We start from the raw sequence: 17,929 nt of genomic DNA, 5'->3' as shown, positions 1-17,929 counted from the left end.
CGCGCTCGCGCGTGCCTAAGTGTAGACGAGAACGCGGGCGGTCGGTCGTGCGCGGTACCTGTGCAACCTGTCAGGTTCGCGCGCGAGTGAGATACTTGCCGCAGTGCCGTTGCGACCCGCCCCCGGGCGGGCAGCGGCGAGACGGAACGGTGGCGCCGGCGCATGCGTGCCGGCTGCCGACATCAACGAAGGACTGATTTCATGGTGAACGAGATGCTTGAAACCGCGACATTGGGAGGCGGGTGTTTCTGGTGCACGGAGGCGGTGTTTCTCGACGTCGACGGCGTGACGGCCGTCCAGTCGGGCTACGCGGGCGGCCATACGCGCAATCCCGGCTATCGCGACATCTGCGAAGGCGACACGGGCCACGCGGAAGTCGTCAACGTGACGTTCGATCCGGCGCGCATCGGCTATCGCGAGATCCTCGAGATCTTCTTCGCGACGCACGATCCGACCCAGTTGAACCGGCAGGGCAACGACGTCGGCACGCAGTACCGATCGGTCGTGTTCACGCATTCGGACGCGCAACGCGACACGGCGCTCGACGTGATCCGCGAGCTGGAGCGCGAGCAAGTGTTCGGGCAGCCGATCGTCACGCAGGTCGTGCCGCTCGACGGCAACTACTGGCCGGCCGAGGATTATCACCAGAACTATTACGCGCGTAACCCGGGGCAGGGCTACTGCTCGGTCGTGATCGGGCCGAAGCTCGCGAAATTCCGGCAGAAGTTCTCGCACCGGCTGAAGTCGCTGCGCGGCGCGTAAGCGCCGGAACGGCGGGAGCCGGCGCAAACGGGCGTCAGGCCGCCTCGTTGCGCCACTGCGCGCACGCGGCGGCGATCTCGCGCGCGAGCGCGATGCACGACAACGGCGCGGAGCCTTCCGCCTTGTTGTTGATCGTGATGATCACCGGCTGCCCGGCCAGCGCATAGCGCGCGGCCAGTTCGGCGAGCGCCGAGCGCGTGGCCGGATCCTCGTCGACGAGCTTGTCGAACGGCTCGTATTTCGCTTTCGCCTGTTCGTACCTGAAGCCGCTGTGCAGGCTCCAGCGCACGATCAGCGGGCCCGGCGCGTCGCCGTCGAGCAGGGCGAGCGCGGCCGCCTGGCGCAGCGCGTCGGGCATCCGCGCGTGCAGGCCGACGCAGTAGCGCACACCGAGCGCGGCGAGCGCGCGGATGAAACGCGGCGTGAGCAGGCTCGCGTCGCGAATCTCGATCGCATAGCGGGTGCCGTCGGCGTCCGGCGGCAGCGGCGGCAGCGGCGGCAGCGCCGCGAAGAATGCGGCGAGCCGGTCGATCAGCGCGGCCGGCTGCGCGAGCAGCTGGTCGGGCAGCGGCGAGAACTGGAACACGAGCACGCCGGCTTTCCGGCCGAGCCCTTCGAGGCACGGCTGCACGAACTCGCGGGTGGCGAGCTGCGCGTCGAGGAAGGTCGGGTTCGGCCCCGACGGCTCGCCGCGCCGGCCGCGGATGACCGCGTCGGTCACGGAGGCCGGCGCCTTCACGACGAAGCGGAAATCGTCGGGCACCTGCTGCGCGTAGCGCAGGTAATCGGCGACCGACAGCGGGCCGTAGAACGACCGGTCGAGGCTCACGCTCTTCAACAGCGGATGCGCGCCGTACGCTTCGAGCCCTTCGCGCGACAGCTTGGTCTGCGCGAAATCGCCGTCGTAGACGATGCCGTCCCAGCCGGGGAAGTACCACGACGACGTGCCGAGCCGAACGTTCGGCGGCAGGCCGGCCGCTGCGTCGGCCACCTCGGGTGCGATCGGCGCGGGCAGCACGCCACGTCGGCGCCGGCCTTTCTTCGGTGGCGCGGGCAGCGGGGACGGTTCGTCCCACAGCAGGCCGGAAGCGGCCGGCGGTGTTTCGTCGGAAGAACGGGAGCGGGCGCGCGGTGCCGGCTGCGCTTCGTCACGCGCGTCCGGCTTCACGTGTTCGTCGGTGCGGGCAGGCGGGCCGTCGTCCTCGGGCGACGCGCGCGCAGCGTCGGCCGGCACGCCGAACAGGTCGAATTGCCCGTCGGCGTGCGGCGCGTGCGCGTCGTCGTGCTGCTGTCGTTCCGGCGGCCCCTTGCGCCGCGTCCTGCCGTCACCCATGCATGCCCAGCGTGAAGCGCCGCCTAGCGCGGCAGCGCGTGTTCGTACATATAGCGCCGCGACCACGGCAGCGTTTTCGCGCTGCGTCCGGCCTTGCGGCACACGATCTGGAAGATCGACACGTCGTCGTGCTCGAACGCATACGCGCAGCCGGCGAGATACACGCGCCAGATGCGGAATTTTTCGTCGTCGACGAGTTGTCGCGCCGCTTCTGCCTTCGCCTCGAAGTTTTCCGTCCAGATGTCGAGCGTGCGCGCATAGTGCCGTCGCAGGCTTTCGACGTCAATCGCTTCCAGGCCGCCGCGCTGCGCGGCTTCCAGCGCGAGGCTGATGTGCGGAAGCTCGCCGTCCGGGAACACGTAGCGGTCGATGAACTCGCCGCCGCCGAGCGCCGTCTCGCCGCTTTCCGCGTCGGTCGACGTGATCCCGTGGTTCATCGCGATGCCGTCGTCGACGAGCAGGTCATGAATCCGCGTGAAATAGAGCGGCAGGTTCTTGCGCCCGACGTGCTCGAACATCCCGACACTCGTGATGCGGTCGAACTGGCCGTCGATCTCGCGGTAGTCCTGCAGCCGGATCTCGATCCTGTCCTCCAGCCCGGCCGCCTTCACGCGCGCGGTCGCGAGGTCGAACTGGTTCTGCGACAGCGTGACGCCGAGGCACTGCGCGCCGAACTTCTGCGCGGCGCGCAGCACGAGCGCACCCCAGCCGCAGCCGATGTCGAGCAGGCGCTGGCCGGGCTCGAGCCGGATCTTCGTCAGGATGTGGTCGATCTTCTTGATCTGCGCGGTGGCGAGATCCTCGTCGCCGTTCTCGAAGTAGGCGCACGAGTACACCATGTTCTCGTCGAGCCACAGCTTGTAGAACTCGTTCGAGACGTCGTAGTGATACTGGATCGCCTTCTTGTCGGTGCTCTTCGAGTGATTGAAGTAGCGCTTCACGCGCGCGAGCTTGCTCGCGCTTGTCACCGTGCTGCGCGCGAGCGAGTAGCCGATGTTGATGATGTCCGACAGCTTGCCTTCGATGTCGATCTTGCCCTTCACGTAGGCCTCGCCGAGATTGTCGAGGCTCGGTTCGAGCAAGAGCGGGAGCGCCGACGCGCTGTTCACCTTCAGCGTGACCTGCGGCGCGCTGAAGGTGCCGAAATCGAGTTGATCGCCGTTCCACAGCACGAGGCGTGCCGGTATGTTCGCTTTCGCCCGTACGTCGTCCGCCCACTGTGCCAGCTTCTTTTCCCAGAACATTTGGATTCTCCGTTTGTTCGTTGAATCGAATACAGCCAAGTATCTTGACCGGCGCCCGCCGCTTGCGCGGCGGGCGCCCGGATGCAACACGAGACACGACCGGCGTGCGCCGGCGCCGCGCTTACGGCGACAGGCGCGAGATCGACCAGCCCGACGAAGCGTTGGCGTCGCGCGTATAGAGCAGACGGTCGTGCAGCCGCGACGGGCGGCCCTGCCAGAACTCGATCGAGTCGGGCACGAGGCGGTAGCCGCCCCAGTGGGGCGGGCGCGGCGGGTTGTCGCCGTAGCGTTCGCTGACGGCCTTTTCCTGCGCTTCGAGCGTCGCGCGGCTGTCGATCACTGCGCTTTGCTCGGACGCCCATGCGCCGATGCGCGAGCCGAGCGGACGCGACGCGAAATAGCGGTCGCTTTCCTCGGCGCTGGTTTTCTCGATCCGGCCTTCGATGCGCACCTGGCGCTCGAGCTCGATCCAGTAGAACAGCAGCGCTGCCTGCGGATGCGCGGCGAGGTCGTGCCCCTTGCGGCTTTCGTAATTGGTGAAGAAGACGAACCCGCGTTCGTCGACGCCCTTGATGAGCACGATGCGTGCCGACGGCCGGCCGTCGGCGCCGACGGTCGCGAGCGTCATCGTGTTCGGCTCGGGCAGCTTGGCGGCAAGCGCCTCCTTGAACCAGCGGTCGAACTGGGCGAAGGGGTCGTGGGCGACATCGGCTTCGTCGAGCGAAGCACGCGAATAATTGATGCGGAGATCGGCGAGAGTCGTCATGTTATGCAAACGCTTCAATCTGGAACCATTGTAGCCAACGCGCAAGAAACGTGCGTGCACAGTGGCGCGGTCGAGCGGGGAGTTCAGGCAAAATAGAGGGCTGCACGACTTACGATTTCCTTGCTGCCATGTCCGTCGCCGACACCGCCCCGCCCAGTTCTTCTGATCTTACCCCGACCCCGGAAATCCAGCTTGACGTGGATCGCGCGCGGCGTTTCGGCGGCGTCGCGCGGTTGTACGGCGCGCCGGCCGCCGCCGCGTTCGAGCGCGCGCACGTCGCGGTGATCGGGATCGGCGGCGTCGGGTCGTGGGTGGCCGAGGCGCTCGCACGCAACGCGGTCGGCACGCTCACGCTGATCGATCTCGACAACGTCGCGGAAAGCAATACGAACCGGCAGATCCACGCGCTCGACGGCAATTACGGCAAGCCGAAGGTGGACGCGATGGCCGAGCGGATCGCGCTGATCGATCCCGCGTGCCGCGTGAACCGGATCGAGGATTTCGTCGAGCCCGACAACTTCGACGCGCTGCTCGGCGGCGGTTTCGACTACGTGATCGACGCGATCGACAGCGTGCGCACGAAGGTTGCGCTGATCGCATGGTGCGTCGCGAAGCGTCAGCCGCTCGTCGTGGTCGGCGGCGCGGGCGGCCAACTCGACCCGACGCGCATCCGGATCGACGATCTCGCGCTGACGATCCAGGATCCGCTGCTGTCGAAGGTGCGCGCGCAGTTGCGCAAGCAGCACGGCTTTCCGCGCGGGCCGAAGGCGCGTTTCAAGGTCAGCGCCGTGTATTCGGACGAGCCGCTGATCTATCCGGAAGCGGCCGCCTGCGATCTCGAGGACGGCGCGGAGCCGTCCGCGGCCGCGCACGTCGCGGGGCTCAACTGTGCGGGATTCGGTTCGAGCGTGTGCGTGACCGCGAGCTTCGGCTTCGCGGCCGCCGCGCATGCGCTGCGCGCGATCGCGGCGCAGGCCGCCGGCTGAGCGCGCGACACGCGGGCGCTCAGCCGGCGCGATGCCGCAGCGCGTGATGCGCGCCGCCGCATGCGATGCGGGGCTGTTACGCAGCCGGCCTTTGCGGCCCGGCCGGTCGTCCTCAGTTGAGCGCCATGCTCAGCTTGCGCCGCCACCCGGCGACGAGGTCCGGGCGGTCGCCGGCCAGCTCGAATACCGAGATCATCGTGCGGCGGCCGAGATCGTCGCCGTACGCGCGGTCGCGCGTGACGATTTCCAGCAACTGCTCCAGCGCCCCTTCATACGCACGCCGCGCGATCAGGCTCTGCGCGAGATCGAAGCGCGCGTCGAGATCGGCCGGGTTGGCCGCGATGCGTGCTTCGAGTGCGTCGGTCGGCGGCAGGTCGGCCGTGGCTTCGAGGGCGTCGAAACGAGTCTTGATCGCCTGGTAGCGCGGGTCGCCGCCTTGCACGGTCTGCGGCGACAGGCGTTCCGTCTCGGCGCGCGCGGCGTCGACCTGGTTGCTCGCGAGCAGCAGTTCGATCAGGTCGAGGCGTGCGTCGTCGAAGCCGGGATTCAGCGCGAGCGCCGCCTCGAGGTGCGTGAGCGCGTCGTCGTGGCGCTCTTCGGCCATCGCGTATTGCGCGGCGCGCCGTTCGGCTTCCTCGGGGGCCGGCAGCAGCCGGTCGAGAAAGGCGCGCAGCTGGCCTTCGGGCAGCACGCCGACGAACTGGTCGACCGGGCGCCCGTCGGCGAACGCGATCACGTGCGGGATGCTGCGGGTCTGGAAGTGCGCGGCGAGTTCCTGGTTCTCGTCGACGTTGACCTTCACGAGCTTCCAGCGGCCTTCGTAGTCGCCTTCGAGTTTTTCCAGCAGCGGGCCGAGCGTCTTGCACGGGCCGCACCACGGCGCCCAGAAGTCGACCAGCACGGGGACGTCCAGCGACGCCTCGATGACGTCTTTCTCGAATGTGGCAAGCGTGGTGTCCATGTCGTTCTCTTTCGTTCGAATGTCGTCAGGATGGGGGCGGAGCGCCCCTTTTTCAACGCGGCTTCGACTCGGGCAGCGGAATCCACTCGGTTTCGCCCGGCACCTTGCCCATTTCCTGGCGCGTCCATGCTTCTTTCGCGCGTTCGATCGCTTCGCGGCTGCTGGCGACGAAGTTCCATTCGATGAAGCGTTCGCCGTCGATCTTGTCGCCGCCGAGCAGCATCGCGCGCGCGCCGCTGCCGCTCGTCAGCGTGACTGCGGCACCGGGCGCGAGCACGGCCATCTGCTCGGCGGGCACCGGCGTGCCGTCGATCGCGAGCTCGCCGTCGACCACGTAGACCGCGCGCTCCTCGTGCGACGCGTCGAGTTCGAGGCGGCCGCCGGCCGCGAATTCGGCTGCGACATACAGCGTGCGCGAGAACGTCGTGACCGGCGAGCGCAGCCCGAACGCATCGCCGGCGATCACCGTCAGCGACACGCCGTCCTCGTTGCGCTTCGGCAGCGTGTCGGCCGGATGGTGCTCGAACGACGGCTCGGTCGTCTCGTGCGCGCGCGGCAGTGCGACCCAGGTCTGGATCCCGTGCACGGTGTGGCCGTTTTCGCGCTGTGCGTCGGGCGTGCGTTCGGAGTGGACGATCCCGCGGCCGGCCGTCATCCAGTTCACGTCGCCCGGCACGATCTCCTGCAGCGATCCGAGGCTGTCGCGGTGCAGGATCGCGCCGTCGAACAGGTAGGTGACGGTGGCGAGACCGATGTGCGGGTGCGGGCGCACGTCGAGCCCCGTGCCGGGCGGCAGCGTGGCGGGCCCCATGTGATCGAAGAAGATGAACGGGCCGACGAGGCGGGCGGCGAGTGCGGGCAGCGTGCGGCGCACCTGCAGGTTGCCGATGTCGCGCACGTGCGGCTTCAGCAGGGCTTTGATCGGGGCGGTCATGGCGGATCCTGTGGGGCGGCGGGGGAGATGCCGGTCATTGTACTGGCCGTCCGCCGCCGATTCCATTCGCGCCCGCGCGGGTATCGGGCCGGGCGCCGAAACCCGGTAGACTGACCGGCTTCCCGGGAAAACGCCGGGCCGCCCCGGTATTTTTTGCCCCGCAGGCAGTCCCTTTTGGGGATCGCCTCCTCGGGCGCCTGGCGCGAAGCGACAGGGCTCGAGAGCACCTTGCACAACGATTCGACAATCGAGGAGACGCCGATGATGGCCCCGAAGGACTTGCTGCTTGCGCTGGTCGTGATCCTCGCGTGGGGCGTGAACTTCGTCGTGATCAAGGTCGGCCTGCACGGCATGCCGCCGATGCTGCTCGGCGCGCTGCGCTTCACGCTCGCGGCCGTGCCCGCCGTGTTCTTCGTGCGCCGGCCGCAGATTCCGTGGCGCCTGCTGGTGCTGTACGGCGCGACGATCCAGCTCGGCCAGTTCGTGTTCCTGTTCACCGGCATGTACGTCGGCATGCCGGCCGGCCTCGCGTCGCTCGTGCTGCAGTCGCAGGCGTTCTTCACGCTCGTGTTCGCGATGCTGTTCCTCGGCGAGCGGCTGCGCATGCAGAACCTGCTCGGGCTCGCGATCGCCGCGGGCGGGCTCGTCGTGATCGCGGCGCAGGGCGGCCGCGCAATGACGCTCGCGGGCTTCCTGCTGACGATCTGTTCGGCCGCGATGTGGGCGTTCGGCAACATCGTCACGAAGAAGGTCGGGAAAGCGAACCTCGTGTCGCTCGTCGTGTGGGCGAGCCTCGTGCCGCCCGTGCCGTTCTTCCTGCTGTCGCTGTGGTTCGAAGGGCCGCAGCGGATCGCGACCGCGCTCGCCGGGCTGAACGGGGCGTCGATCTTCGCGGTCGTCTATCTCGCGTTCGTCGCGACGCTGCTCGGCTACGGGCTCTGGAGCCGCCTGCTGTCGCGCTATCCGGCCGCGCAGGTCGCGCAGTTCTCGCTGCTGGTGCCGATCGTCGGCCTGGCTTCGTCGGCGCTGCTGCTCGACGAGCATCTGACGCGCGCGCAGCTGATCGGCACGGCGCTCGTGATGGGCGGCCTCGCGGTGAACGTGTTCGGCGGGAAAGTGATGCGCCGCTTCGCGGCATCGTGACGCGCCGGCACGCACTGCGTGCCGGCGGCGGGGCGGGGTGGCCGAGTATGGCTGGACACGGCCGTCGGGCCGTCAGGCCATCCGGCTCTTCGCGAGCGGCGGATTCGCGGCGAAATAACGCTTGATGCCGCGGAAGATCGCGTCGGCCATCTGGTCGCGATAGCTGTCGTCGTTCAGCCGGCTCTCCTCTTCCGGGTTGCTGATGAACGCGGTCTCGACGAGGATCGACGGAATGTCGGGGGCCTTCAGCACCGCGAACCCGGCCTGTTCGACCGAGCCCTTGTGCAGCTTGTTGATGCCGCCGACTTCCTTCAGCACGTAGTTGCCGTAGCGCAGCGAGTCGCGGATCTGCGCGGTCGTCGACATGTCGAACAGCGCGCGGTTCACGGCCGCATCCGCCGTCTTGATGTTGATGCCGCCGATCAGGTCGGACGAATTTTCCTTGTTCGCCATCCAGCGCGCCGCGGCGCTCGTCGCGCCGTGATCGGACAATGCGAACACCGACGAGCCGCGCGCGGACGGCGTCGTGAACGCGTCCGCATGGATCGACACGAAGAGATCCGCGCCCACGCGGCGCGCCTTCTGCACGCGCACGTTCAGCGGCACGAAGAAGTCGGCGTCGCGCGTCATCATCGCGCGCATGTTCGGCGCGGCGTCGATCTTCGCGCGCAGCTTCTTCGCGATGTCGAGCGCGATGTGCTTCTCGTACGTGCCGCCGCCGCCGATCGCGCCCGGATCCTCGCCGCCGTGGCCCGGATCGATCGCCACCGTCAGCAGGCGCACGGTGCCGCCCTTGCCGGATTTCGGTGCGGTGAACTTGTAGGTGTCGCCGTCGTCGTCGCTGTCGTCGCGGCGCGCGATGACCGGCGGCGGCTTGACGGCCGGCTTCGCGGGCGTCGAAGGCGTGCCGGCGGCGGGCGGCGTGTGCGGCGTGGCCGGCGTGTTCTGCGCGAAGCGCTGGAAGAACGCATCGCTGTTGTCGCCCGCGGCGGGCGGCGGGGTGCCCGGGCCGGCCAGCGTGGACGGCGGCTGCATCTGCTGCGCGCGCGCGGAGTCGTTGAGCGCCTGTTCCTTGCGTTCCGTCTGCGCGATCAGGTCGGACAGCGGATCGGGCGCGACGGCCGGATACAGGTCGAACACGAGCCGGTACTTGTACGCACCGACCGGCGGCAGCGTGAACACCTGCGGCTTCACCGAACCTTTCAGGTCGAACACCATCCGCACGACGTGCGGCTGATACTGGCCGACGCGCACCGACTGGATCTGCGGATCGTTCGGCGCGATCTTCGACACGAGATCGCGCAGCGCCTGGTCGAGATCGAGGCCGCTCAGGTCGACGACGAGGCGGTCGGGACCCTGCAGCAGCTGTTGGGTATTCTGCAGCGGCTGGTCGGATTCGATCGTGACGCGCGTGTAATCGCGTGCGGGCCACACGCGCACGCCGAGCACCGACGACGCGTGCGCGAGCCGCGGCGCGACGAGACCGAGCACCAGCGTCGACGCGCCCGCGCGCAGGATCTGGCGACGCCGCCAGTTGTGCGTCGCGGTGGCCGCCGATTCGATCGAGCGGAACGGTTTGATCAACATCTTTCGAGACATGCCTTTCCTGAAGCGCTGTACGCCCGGACGGTGAGGACGCGGCCGTCGCCATCCACGTCGAGCGAGAAAACCAGATCGGGTACGCCGAGCAGCGTGCCCGCCTGTTGTGGCCATTCGACGAGGCAGATCGCGCTGGAATTGAAATATTCGCGAAAGCCTGCGTCGGACCATTCGGCCGGATCGTTGAAACGATACAGATCGAAGTGATAGACCTCGAGTTCCCCATCCTCGCGTTCGAGTGCGTACGGCTCGACGAGCGTGTAGGTCGGGCTGCGCACGCGCCCCGTGTGGCCGAGGCCGCGCAGGATGGCGCGCACGAGGGACGTCTTGCCCGCGCCGAGGTCGCCGACCAGCTGGATCTGCAGCCCGTCGAACGCATGCGCGCGGGCGAGTTCGGTGCGCGCCGCGTCGAGCGCGTGCGCGAAGCGGGTGCCGAAGGCCTCGGTCGCCGCTTCGTCGGCGAGCGCGATCACGCGCTCCGCGAGCAGGGCGGGCAGCATGGCGTCGTGAGGCGGTTGGCTGGGCGTGGCTGGCATTCTCGTAAAATAGTGCGATGAACCGATTACCGGAACTCGCCGCATCCGACAGGCCTTCGACTCGTGCCGAAGGCGCGGCACCGTGCGCGCTCGACGATGCGGCGTTGACTGCGCTCGCCGCGCGCATCAGGGCGTGGGGGCGCGAATTGGGTTTCGGGGCGATCGGCATCAGCGATACCGATCTCTCGGATGCCGAAGCAGGCCTCGCCGCCTGGCTGGAAGCCGGATACCACGGCGAAATGGATTATATGGCGAAACATGGGATGAAACGCGCGCGCCCGGCCGAACTTGTGGCCGGTACGCGACGCGTGATCTCCGCGCGGCTCGCCTATCTGCCGGCTCAAACACTCGTTGACGATGCGCCCGGCGCACTCGTGCCGCACGACTGGCGCGCGCGCGAACGGGCCCGGCTCGACGATCCGCAGGCGGCCGTCGTATCGATCTATGCGCGCGGCCGCGACTATCACAAGGTGCTGCGCAACCGGCTGCAGACGCTCGCCGAGCGCATCGAGCGTGAGATCGGCGCGTTCGGCTACCGCGTGTTCACCGATTCGGCACCCGTGCTCGAGGTCGAGCTTGCGCAGAAGGCCGGCGTCGGCTGGCGCGGCAAGCACACGCTGCTGCTGCAGCGCGATGCGGGTTCGCTGTTCTTCCTCGGCGAGATCTACGTCGACGTTCCGCTGCCGACCGACGCGCACACGTCGCCCGACACCGCACCCGAGACGCCCGGTGCCCACTGCGGCAGTTGCACGCGCTGCATCGACGCATGCCCGACCGGCGCGATCGTCGAGCCGTACCGCGTCGACGCGCGCCGCTGCATCTCGTACCTGACGATCGAACTGAAAGGCAGCATCCCCGAGCCGCTGCGGCCGATGATCGGCAATCGCGTGTACGGCTGCGACGATTGCCAGCTCGTATGCCCATGGAACAAGTTCGCGCAGGCCGCGCCCGTCGCCGATTTCGACGTGCGGCACGGCCTCGACCGCGCGTCGCTCGTCGAGCTGTTCGCGTGGGATGCGGACACGTTCGATACGCGGATGCAGGGCAGTGCGATCCGGCGCATCGGCTACGAAAGCTGGCTGCGCAATCTCGCGGTCGGCCTCGGCAACGCGCTGCGCGCGGGTGAGGACCGGCTCGCGCCGCAGGCGCGCGAGGCGATCGTCGACGCGTTGCGCGCGCGGGCCGACGATCCGTCGCCGGTCGTGCGCGAGCATGTCGAATGGGCACTGCGTGCCGCGTGAAGGCGGCGTAAAGTGTCGTCGGCGCGCGGTGCTGCCGCGCGCATCCATCGGTCAGGAGAGGGCCATGTTCAATGCAGTCATCGACGCACCGTTCGGCAAGGTCGGCATCCGCACGGATGCCGCGGTGGTGCGCGAGATCGTCTATCTGCCCGAATCGGTGAAGCCGGTCGATCCGGATACGCCGCTCGCGAAGCGCGCGGTCAAGCAGATCGAACGTTACTTCGCGCGCGCGTCGGCGCGCTTCGACCTGCCGCTCGCCGAGGTCGGCAGCGCGTTCCAGCACCGCGTGTGGGACGTGATCAGCGATATCCCGCCCGGCACGGTGCTGACCTACGGCCAGGTCGCGAAGCGGATCGGCAGCGCGCCGCGCGCGGTCGGCCAGGCGTGCGGCGCGAACTACTTCCCGCTCGTGATCCCGTGCCATCGCGTCGTCGCGGCGGGCGGCCTCGGCGGTTTCGCGAACCACGACGACAACGGGTATTACCAGAAAGTGAAGCGCTGGCTGCTGGCGCACGAGGGCGTGCCGTACTGATGAGTGAATCGCTGATTTCCCCCGAAGCCGACGGCGATGCCGCCGCGGCATCCCCCGCGCTGCTCGCGAGCCGCGCATCGATCGACGTGTTTTGCGATGCGCTGTGGCTCGAGCACGGGCTCGCACGCAACACGCTCGATGCTTACCGGCGCGATCTGGTGCTGTTTTCCCAATGGCTGGCCGCGACCCACGACACGTCGCTCGATTCGGTCGACGAAGCGATGGTGACGGGCTACATCGCCGCGCGCAGCGACGGCAAGGCGACGTCGTCGAACCGGCGGTTGTCCGTGTTCCGGCGCTATTACGGCTGGGCCGTGCGCGAGCATCGCGCGAGCGCCGACCCGACGCTGCGGATCTCGTCCGCGAAACAGGCGGCCCGGTTCCCGTCGACGTTGTCGGAGGCGCAGGTCGAGGCGCTGCTCGGCGCGCCCGATATCGGCACGCCGCTCGGCCTGCGCGATCGCACGATGCTCGAGCTGATGTATGCGAGCGGATTGCGCGTGAGCGAACTCGTGACGCTGAAGACTGTCGAGGTCGGGCTCAACGAGGGCGTCGTGCGGGTGATGGGCAAGGGCTCGAAGGAGCGGCTCGTGCCGTTCGGCGAAGTCGCGCACGGGTGGATCGAGCGCTATCTGCGCGATGCGCGGCCGGCGCTGCTCGGCGCGCGCGCGGCCGACGCGCTGTTCGTGACCGCACGCGGCGACGGGATGACGCGCCAGCAGTTCTGGAACATCATCAAGCGTCACGCGCTGCACGCGGACGTGCGCGCCCACCTGTCGCCGCACACGCTGCGGCACGCGTTCGCGACGCACCTGCTGAACCACGGCGCCGACCTGCGCGTCGTGCAACTGCTGCTCGGTCACAGCGACATCTCGACCACGCAGATCTATACCCACGTCGCGCGCGAGCGGTTGAAGACGCTGCACGCGCAACACCATCCGCGCGGTTAGCGCACGTTTCGCTGCGCAGGCTCCGGTGCGCGCACCGGCCTGCCTGCGTCAGACCAGCTCGCGCAGCTTGTGCTTCAGCACCTTGCCCGTCGATGCGGCCGGCAGCGCGTCGAGGACGCGGATATGCGCGGGGCGCTTGTAAGGCGCGAGCCGCTCCGCACACCATGCGTGCAGCGCCGCTTCGTCGGCGGTCGCGCCGGGCACCCGTTCGACGAACGCGAGCACTTCCTCGTTGCCTTCGATCGCACGGCCGATGACGGCCGCCTGTACGACGTCAGGGTGCGCGTTCAGCACCTGCTCGACTTCGACCGGATAGACGTTGAAGCCCGAACGGATGATCAGTTCCTTGCTGCGACCCGCGATCGTCACAGCGCCGTCCGCTTCCTGCCGTGCGAGATCGCCGGTGCTCAGCCAGCCGTCCGGCGACACGGCCGCGCGGGTGGCGTCCGCGTTGCGGTAGTAGCCGAGCATCACGTTCGGCCCGCGTACGCGAATCTCGCCGACTTCACCGGGCGCCACGTCGGTGCCGTCCGGTGCGACGATCCGCATCTCCACACCGGGAATCGGCACGCCGACCGAGCTGTCGGTGCGCGGCGCGTCGAGCGGTGTCTGCGTGATCGTCGGGCTGCTTTCGGTCATTCCGTAGCCGTTGTGCAGCGGCACGCCGTACAGGCGTTCGACGCGTGCCTTCAGGTTCGTGTCGAGCGGCGAGCCGCCCGAATAGGCGAAGCGCAGGCGCGGTGCGTGCCATGCGTGGCCGTGCGTGTGCAAGTGTTCGAGCAGCTTCGCGTGCATCGCGGGCACGCCCTGGAAGATCGTGACGCCTTCGTCGGCGAGCGCGACGCGCACGGCTTCCGGCGAGAAGCGCGGCGCAAGCCGCAGCGTCGCGCCCGCGTACAGGCTGCCGAGGCAGACCGACGCGAGCCCGTACACGTGCGACACGGGCAGCACCGTGTAGACTACGTCGTCGGGCGACACGCGGCGCAGCGCGCTCGACGTCGCCGCGATGAACAGCAGGTTGCGATGCGACAGCATCACGCCTTTCGGCGTGCCGGTCGTGCCGGTCGTGTAGATCAGTGCCGCGCATTGCGCGGCGCCGTCGGCGGCAACCGGCTCGCCCGGCGCGCTGGCGTCGACGCGATACGACCATGCGCCGATGTCGACCGGCAGTGCGCCGGCAGGTGTCGCGCCGTGCCGCGCGGCATGCGTGCGCGCGTCGGGCGATACGTCGGTGGTGAACGCGATCAGCTTCGGGCGCGCGTGCGCGGCGATCGCGTCGAGTTCGCCGGCCGACAATCGCGCGTTCGACACGAGCGCCCACGCGTCGAGGCGGGCGACCGCGAACAGCAGCACGATTTGCGCGACGCAGTTTTCGGCGACGATCATCACGCGGTCGCCGCCTTGCACGCCGAGGCCGGCGAGCAGCGCGGCCGCCGCATCGACGGCTTGCGACAGGTCGCCGTACGACAGCCGGCGTGCGTCCTCGATCAGCGCCGGATGCCCGGGTGCCTGCGCGGCCCGGCGTGCGGGCACGTCGGCGATGCGGCGGGGCAGCGCGGCGAGCAGTGCATCGACGTCGAGCGGCTCGGAAGAACGGAGGGGCGAGGACATGGCGTCTCCAGAAAAGGGGCGGGCGGCGGCCGACGAGGTTGGCGAACGATCGTGCCACGACGGCGCGTGCGCCACAATCGGCCATTCGGGCAATAGCGCTTCGCGATGTCCGCAATGATGATGGACGGAATCGCTGCGGCGACGCAGCAGGCCGCCCGGCGGAAAACGGGCCGTGAGTATACCGCCGGCGCGGGTGCGAGGGCTCAAGGGCTCAAGGGCGCGATTGCGCGCCAGCCGGTCGTTCACCATTAAAATGCCGCCATGAGCAAATCCAGACACGTGTCCGAAACCCCTGCCACCCAGCTGTTGCGCCGCCACGGCGTGGCGTTCGGCGAGCATCCGTACGACTACGTCGAGCACGGCGGCACCGGCGAATCGGCGCGCCAGCTCGGCGTCGACGAGCACAGCGTCGTGAAGACGCTCGTGATGGAAGACGAGCATGCGAAGCCGCTGATCGTGCTGATGCACGGCGACCGCACGGTATCGACGAAGAACCTCGCACGGCAGATCGGCGCGAAGCGCGTCGAACCGTGCAAGCCCGAGGTCGCGAACCGCCATTCGGGCTATCTCGTCGGCGGCACGTCGCCGTTCGGCACGCGCAAGACGATGCCCGTCTACGTCGAGGAGACGATCCTCGAACTGCCGACGATCTACCTGAACGGCGGCCGCCGCGGCTACCTCGTCAGTCTCGCGCCGGCCGTGCTCACGTCGCTGCTCGGCGCGCAGCCCGTACAGTGCGCCAGTGTCGACTGAGGGTTTCACCTTCGTGGCACGCCGCGCCCGTTCGGTAGAATGGGCGCCGTTTCGGCTTGCGGGCTTGCCGCGCAGCCGTCCCTTTACCGATACGTTGAAAGAAGAGTCCACCGCATGCAGATCCTGCTCGCCGCCCTCGTTGCCTACCTGATCGGTTCGGTGTCGTTCGCCGTCGTCGTCAGCGGCGCGATGGGCCTGGCCGACCCGCGTTCGTACGGGTCGAAGAATCCCGGCGCGACCAACGTGCTGCGCAGCGGCAACAAGAAGGCCGCAATCCTGACGCTCGTCGGCGATGCGTTCAAGGGCTGGATTGCCGTCTGGCTCGCCCGCCACTTCGGCCTGCCCGACGTCGCGGTCGCATGGGTCGCGATCGCCGTGTTCCTCGGTCACCTGTATCCGGTGTTCTTCCGCTTCCAGGGCGGCAAGGGCGTCGCGACCGCGGCTGGCGTGCTGCTCGCCGTGCACCCGGTGCTCGGGCTCGCGACCGCGCTCACCTGGCTGATCGTCGCGTTCTTCTTCCGCTATTCGTCGCTCGCGGCGCTGGTGGCGGCCGTGTTCGCGCCGGTGTTCGACGTGTTCCTGTTCGGCACGGGCCACAACCCGGTCGCATGGGCCGTGCTTGCGATGAGCGTGCTGCTCGTGTGGCGTCACCGCGCCAACATTTCGAAGTTGCTGGCGGGGCAGGAGAGCCGGATCGGTGACAAGAAGAAGGCGGCCGCGGACGGCGGCGCGCAGGACGGCGGCAAGGCCTGAGAAAGCGCGGCGCTTGCCGCACGCCGGGCGCGCCGCGTGTGCGGGGCCCGGCAGGATGACGTGACGGATCGTCGGGCGATCAGTCGCGGAAGTTGTTGAAGTCGAGCGGCGTGTCGGTCACGTCCTTGCGCAGCATCGCGATCGTGCTCTGCAGGTCGTCGCGCTTCGTGCCCGACACGCGCACCGCGTCGCCCTGGATGCTCGCCTGCACCTTGATCTTGCTGTCCTTCACGAGCCGCACGATCTTCTTCGCGAGATCGCCGGTCACGCCCTTCTTCACGGTGACGATCTGCTTGACCTTGTCGCCGCCGATCTTCTCGACCTTGCCGTAGTCGAGGAAGCGCACGTCGACGTTGCGCTTGGCCAGCTTGCCGATCAGCACGTCCTTGACCTGGCCGAGCTTGAAATCGTCATCGGCGAACAGCGTCAGCTCGCGCTCCTTCTGCTCGACGCGTGCGTCGGAGCCCTTGAAGTCGAAGCGCGTCGAAATTTCTTTGTTCGACTGCTCGATGGCGTTCTTCACTTCGATCATGTTCGCTTCGGAAACGACGTCGAACGATGGCATGGCATTCCTCCCTTGAGATGCGGATGCCCGGCTCGCGCGCGGGCACTCGCTATAATTGCGGACTGTTTGCCATTTTACCGATGCCCCTCCGTTTGCCCAAGGCCGGCCATGCGCCGCCCGGGCGGACGTGACCGCGAATGCCGATGCCTCCTGACGATTCCGCCCTGTCGCTGCTTCCCGACCATCCGCTCGCCGCGCACAACACGTTCGGCATTGCCGCGACCGCGCGCCTTGCCGCGCGCGTCACGCATGCGTCGCAATTCGAGGCGCTCCATCGCGACCCGCGCGTCGCGAACCTGCCGCGGCTCGTGCTCGGCGGCGGCAGCAACGTCGTGTTCACGCGCGATTTCGACGGTATCGTGCTGCTCGACGAAATCAAGGGCCGCCGCGTCGTGCGCGAGGACGACGATGCGTGGTACGTCGAGGCCGGCGGCGGCGAGAACTGGCACGCATTCGTCGCATGGACGCTCGAGCACGGGATGCCCGGCCTCGAGAACCTCGCGCTGATTCCGGGTACGGTCGGTGCCGCGCCGATCCAGAACATCGGCGCATACGGTCTCGAGATGAAGGTGTATTTCGACTCGCTGGTCGCGGTCGAGCTGGCGACCGGGCGCAGCGAGCGCTTCGACGCCGCGCGCTGCGCGTTCGGCTATCGCGACAGTTTCTTCAAGCGGGAAGGGGCTGGCCGGTTCGCGATCGTGTCGGTGACGTTCCGGCTGCCGAAGCAATGGGCGCCGCGGCTCGGCTACGCGGACGTCACGCGCGAACTCGACGCCCGTGGCATCGCACCCGATGCGGCCGCGCCGCGTGACGTGTTCGACGCCGTCGTCGCGATCCGCCGCGCGAAGCTGCCCGATCCGCTCGTCCTCGGCAACGCGGGCAGTTTCTTCAAGAATCCGGTGATCGATGCGGCGCAATTCGATGCGCTGCGCGCCCGCACGCCCGAGATCGTGTCGTATCCGCAGCCGGATGGCCAGGTCAAGCTCGCGGCCGGCTGGCTGATCGACCGCTGCGGCTGGAAGGGGCGCGTGCTGGGCGCGGCGGCCGTGCACGACCGCCAGGCGCTCGTGCTCGTCAATCGCGGCGGCGCGACGGGCGCCGACGTGCTCGCGCTGGCGCGGGCGATCCAGGCCGACGTGCGCGCGCATTTCGGCGTCGAGCTCGAGCCCGAACCCGTCTGCCTGTAAGCGGGGTTTCGCACCGCTTTTCGCGGGCCCCAACAAAAAGCGCAGCCCGCTGAACTGACCCCGCAAAGTTGGA

General features: G+C 68.6%; 18 protein-coding genes. 9 read left to right on the top strand and 9 right to left on the bottom strand.

Annotated features, from left to right (window positions below; genetic code table 11):
- The first annotated feature begins 201 nt into the window (after positions 1-201).
- On the top strand, positions 202-762 hold the full coding sequence (msrA, locus tag VK92_RS11240; protein ID WP_041492935.1) for a peptide-methionine (S)-S-oxide reductase MsrA: 561 nt from the start codon (positions 202-204) through the stop codon (positions 760-762).
- Between the two features lie 34 nt (positions 763-796).
- Here msrA and VK92_RS11235 read toward each other — a convergent pair whose 3' ends face one another.
- From VK92_RS11235 to pdxH, 3 genes are all read right to left on the bottom strand, one after another.
- Positions 797-2,095 carry a DUF72 domain-containing protein gene (locus VK92_RS11235; protein ID WP_048024933.1) on the bottom strand — a complete coding sequence of 433 codons (1,299 nt, stop codon included), beginning with the start codon at positions 2,093-2,095 and terminating at the stop codon, positions 797-799.
- Positions 2,096-2,118: 23 nt separating this feature from the next.
- Positions 2,119-3,339, bottom strand: a complete 1,221-nt coding sequence (locus VK92_RS11230) for an SAM-dependent methyltransferase (protein WP_021162549.1) — start codon at positions 3,337-3,339, stop codon at positions 2,119-2,121.
- Positions 3,340-3,460: 121 nt separating this feature from the next.
- Positions 3,461-4,105 (bottom strand): pyridoxamine 5'-phosphate oxidase, encoded by a 645-nt coding sequence (gene pdxH / locus VK92_RS11225; protein WP_027789268.1) that lies wholly within the window; start codon positions 4,103-4,105, stop codon positions 3,461-3,463.
- A 128-nt stretch (positions 4,106-4,233) separates the two neighbouring features.
- Between pdxH and VK92_RS11220 the strand changes: the two genes are divergently transcribed.
- On the top strand, positions 4,234-5,091 hold the full coding sequence (locus tag VK92_RS11220; protein ID WP_048024931.1) for a tRNA threonylcarbamoyladenosine dehydratase: 858 nt from the start codon (positions 4,234-4,236) through the stop codon (positions 5,089-5,091).
- Positions 5,092-5,203: 112 nt separating this feature from the next.
- Here the strand turns inward: VK92_RS11220 and trxA are convergent, their stop codons facing one another.
- Complete coding sequence (gene trxA / locus VK92_RS11215) at positions 5,204-6,052, bottom strand: thioredoxin (protein ID WP_048024929.1); 849 nt, start codon at positions 6,050-6,052, stop codon at positions 5,204-5,206.
- 52 nt (positions 6,053-6,104) lie between these two features.
- A complete protein-coding gene (locus tag VK92_RS11210) occupies positions 6,105-6,986 on the bottom strand; it encodes a pirin family protein (protein WP_021162553.1) in 882 nt (293 codons plus the stop codon).
- A 264-nt stretch (positions 6,987-7,250) separates the two neighbouring features.
- Here VK92_RS11210 and VK92_RS11205 point away from each other — a divergent pair, with 264 nt between their 5' ends.
- Positions 7,251-8,129, top strand: coding sequence for an EamA family transporter (locus VK92_RS11205; protein ID WP_196491049.1), 879 nt, complete (start codon positions 7,251-7,253; stop codon positions 8,127-8,129).
- Positions 8,130-8,201: 72 nt separating this feature from the next.
- On the opposite strand, the gene VK92_RS11200 is transcribed toward VK92_RS11205, so the two are convergent.
- Positions 8,202-9,728: an N-acetylmuramoyl-L-alanine amidase gene (locus VK92_RS11200; RefSeq protein ID WP_048024927.1), complete on the bottom strand. Its 1,527-nt coding sequence runs from the start codon at positions 9,726-9,728 to the stop codon at positions 8,202-8,204.
- Positions 9,710-10,264 carry a tRNA (adenosine(37)-N6)-threonylcarbamoyltransferase complex ATPase subunit type 1 TsaE gene (gene tsaE, locus VK92_RS11195; RefSeq protein ID WP_048024926.1) on the bottom strand — a complete coding sequence of 185 codons (555 nt, stop codon included), beginning with the start codon at positions 10,262-10,264 and terminating at the stop codon, positions 9,710-9,712. The genes VK92_RS11200 and tsaE overlap by 19 nt, the downstream gene beginning before the upstream one ends.
- A 17-nt stretch (positions 10,265-10,281) precedes the next feature.
- Between tsaE and queG the strand changes: the two genes are divergently transcribed.
- The 3 genes from queG to xerD all read left to right on the top strand — a co-directional run bounded on the left by queG (position 10,282) and on the right by xerD (position 12,987).
- Positions 10,282-11,505 carry a tRNA epoxyqueuosine(34) reductase QueG gene (queG, locus tag VK92_RS11190; RefSeq protein ID WP_048024924.1) on the top strand — a complete coding sequence of 408 codons (1,224 nt, stop codon included), beginning with the start codon at positions 10,282-10,284 and terminating at the stop codon, positions 11,503-11,505.
- A gap of 64 nt (positions 11,506-11,569) precedes the next feature.
- Positions 11,570-12,037, top strand: a complete 468-nt coding sequence (locus VK92_RS11185; protein WP_021162558.1) for a methylated-DNA--[protein]-cysteine S-methyltransferase — start codon at positions 11,570-11,572, stop codon at positions 12,035-12,037.
- Positions 12,037-12,987 carry a site-specific tyrosine recombinase XerD gene (xerD, locus tag VK92_RS11180; protein WP_021162559.1) on the top strand — a complete coding sequence of 317 codons (951 nt, stop codon included), beginning with the start codon at positions 12,037-12,039 and terminating at the stop codon, positions 12,985-12,987. The genes VK92_RS11185 and xerD overlap by 1 nt, the downstream gene beginning before the upstream one ends.
- A 48-nt stretch (positions 12,988-13,035) precedes the next feature.
- On the opposite strand, the gene VK92_RS11175 is transcribed toward xerD, so the two are convergent.
- On the bottom strand, positions 13,036-14,598 hold the full coding sequence (locus VK92_RS11175; protein WP_048024922.1) for a class I adenylate-forming enzyme family protein: 1,563 nt from the start codon (positions 14,596-14,598) through the stop codon (positions 13,036-13,038).
- A gap of 261 nt (positions 14,599-14,859) precedes the next feature.
- Here VK92_RS11175 and ybaK point away from each other — a divergent pair, with 261 nt between their 5' ends.
- On the top strand, positions 14,860-15,351 hold the full coding sequence (gene ybaK, locus VK92_RS11170) for a Cys-tRNA(Pro) deacylase (RefSeq protein ID WP_042977134.1): 492 nt from the start codon (positions 14,860-14,862) through the stop codon (positions 15,349-15,351).
- 114 nt (positions 15,352-15,465) lie between these two features.
- Positions 15,466-16,104, top strand: a complete 639-nt coding sequence (gene plsY / locus VK92_RS11165; protein WP_048024920.1) for a glycerol-3-phosphate 1-O-acyltransferase PlsY — start codon at positions 15,466-15,468, stop codon at positions 16,102-16,104.
- Between the two features lie 79 nt (positions 16,105-16,183).
- Here plsY and VK92_RS11160 read toward each other — a convergent pair whose 3' ends face one another.
- Positions 16,184-16,669: a YajQ family cyclic di-GMP-binding protein gene (locus VK92_RS11160; protein WP_021162564.1), complete on the bottom strand. Its 486-nt coding sequence runs from the start codon at positions 16,667-16,669 to the stop codon at positions 16,184-16,186.
- A gap of 137 nt (positions 16,670-16,806) precedes the next feature.
- Here VK92_RS11160 and murB point away from each other — a divergent pair, with 137 nt between their 5' ends.
- Complete coding sequence (gene murB / locus VK92_RS11155) at positions 16,807-17,856, top strand: UDP-N-acetylmuramate dehydrogenase (RefSeq protein WP_042977136.1); 1,050 nt, start codon at positions 16,807-16,809, stop codon at positions 17,854-17,856.
- Positions 17,857-17,929: the final 73 nt, after the last annotated feature.

The organism is Burkholderia sp. LK4 (assembly GCF_001043615.1).
GTDB classification, from domain to species: Bacteria; Pseudomonadota; Gammaproteobacteria; order Burkholderiales; family Burkholderiaceae; genus Burkholderia; species Burkholderia cepacia.
Note: the sequence above shows the minus strand (reverse complement) of the source record. Positions and strands in the feature narration are given on the sequence as shown.

What these genes read in the sequence shown, in the direction of transcription:
- msrA (WP_041492935.1), top strand. Translation starts at nt 202, where the DNA reads ATGGTGAACGAGATGCTTGAAACCGCGACATTGGGAGGCGGGTGTTTC.
- VK92_RS11235 (WP_048024933.1), bottom strand. Translation starts at nt 2,095, where the DNA reads ATGGGTGACGGCAGGACGCGGCGCAAGGGGCCGCCGGAACGACAGCAG.
- VK92_RS11230 (WP_021162549.1), bottom strand. Translation starts at nt 3,339, where the DNA reads ATGTTCTGGGAAAAGAAGCTGGCACAGTGGGCGGACGACGTACGGGCG.
- pdxH (WP_027789268.1), bottom strand. Translation starts at nt 4,105, where the DNA reads ATGACGACTCTCGCCGATCTCCGCATCAATTATTCGCGTGCTTCGCTC.
- VK92_RS11220 (WP_048024931.1), top strand. Translation starts at nt 4,234, where the DNA reads ATGTCCGTCGCCGACACCGCCCCGCCCAGTTCTTCTGATCTTACCCCG.
- trxA (WP_048024929.1), bottom strand. Translation starts at nt 6,052, where the DNA reads ATGGACACCACGCTTGCCACATTCGAGAAAGACGTCATCGAGGCGTCG.
- VK92_RS11210 (WP_021162553.1), bottom strand. Translation starts at nt 6,986, where the DNA reads ATGACCGCCCCGATCAAAGCCCTGCTGAAGCCGCACGTGCGCGACATC.
- VK92_RS11205 (WP_196491049.1), top strand. Translation starts at nt 7,251, where the DNA reads ATGGCCCCGAAGGACTTGCTGCTTGCGCTGGTCGTGATCCTCGCGTGG.
- VK92_RS11200 (WP_048024927.1), bottom strand. Translation starts at nt 9,728, where the DNA reads ATGTCTCGAAAGATGTTGATCAAACCGTTCCGCTCGATCGAATCGGCG.
- tsaE (WP_048024926.1), bottom strand. Translation starts at nt 10,264, where the DNA reads ATGCCAGCCACGCCCAGCCAACCGCCTCACGACGCCATGCTGCCCGCC.
- queG (WP_048024924.1), top strand. Translation starts at nt 10,282, where the DNA reads ATGAACCGATTACCGGAACTCGCCGCATCCGACAGGCCTTCGACTCGT.
- VK92_RS11185 (WP_021162558.1), top strand. Translation starts at nt 11,570, where the DNA reads ATGTTCAATGCAGTCATCGACGCACCGTTCGGCAAGGTCGGCATCCGC.
- xerD (WP_021162559.1), top strand. Translation starts at nt 12,037, where the DNA reads ATGAGTGAATCGCTGATTTCCCCCGAAGCCGACGGCGATGCCGCCGCG.
- VK92_RS11175 (WP_048024922.1), bottom strand. Translation starts at nt 14,598, where the DNA reads ATGTCCTCGCCCCTCCGTTCTTCCGAGCCGCTCGACGTCGATGCACTG.
- ybaK (WP_042977134.1), top strand. Translation starts at nt 14,860, where the DNA reads ATGAGCAAATCCAGACACGTGTCCGAAACCCCTGCCACCCAGCTGTTG.
- plsY (WP_048024920.1), top strand. Translation starts at nt 15,466, where the DNA reads ATGCAGATCCTGCTCGCCGCCCTCGTTGCCTACCTGATCGGTTCGGTG.
- VK92_RS11160 (WP_021162564.1), bottom strand. Translation starts at nt 16,669, where the DNA reads ATGCCATCGTTCGACGTCGTTTCCGAAGCGAACATGATCGAAGTGAAG.
- murB (WP_042977136.1), top strand. Translation starts at nt 16,807, where the DNA reads ATGCCGATGCCTCCTGACGATTCCGCCCTGTCGCTGCTTCCCGACCAT.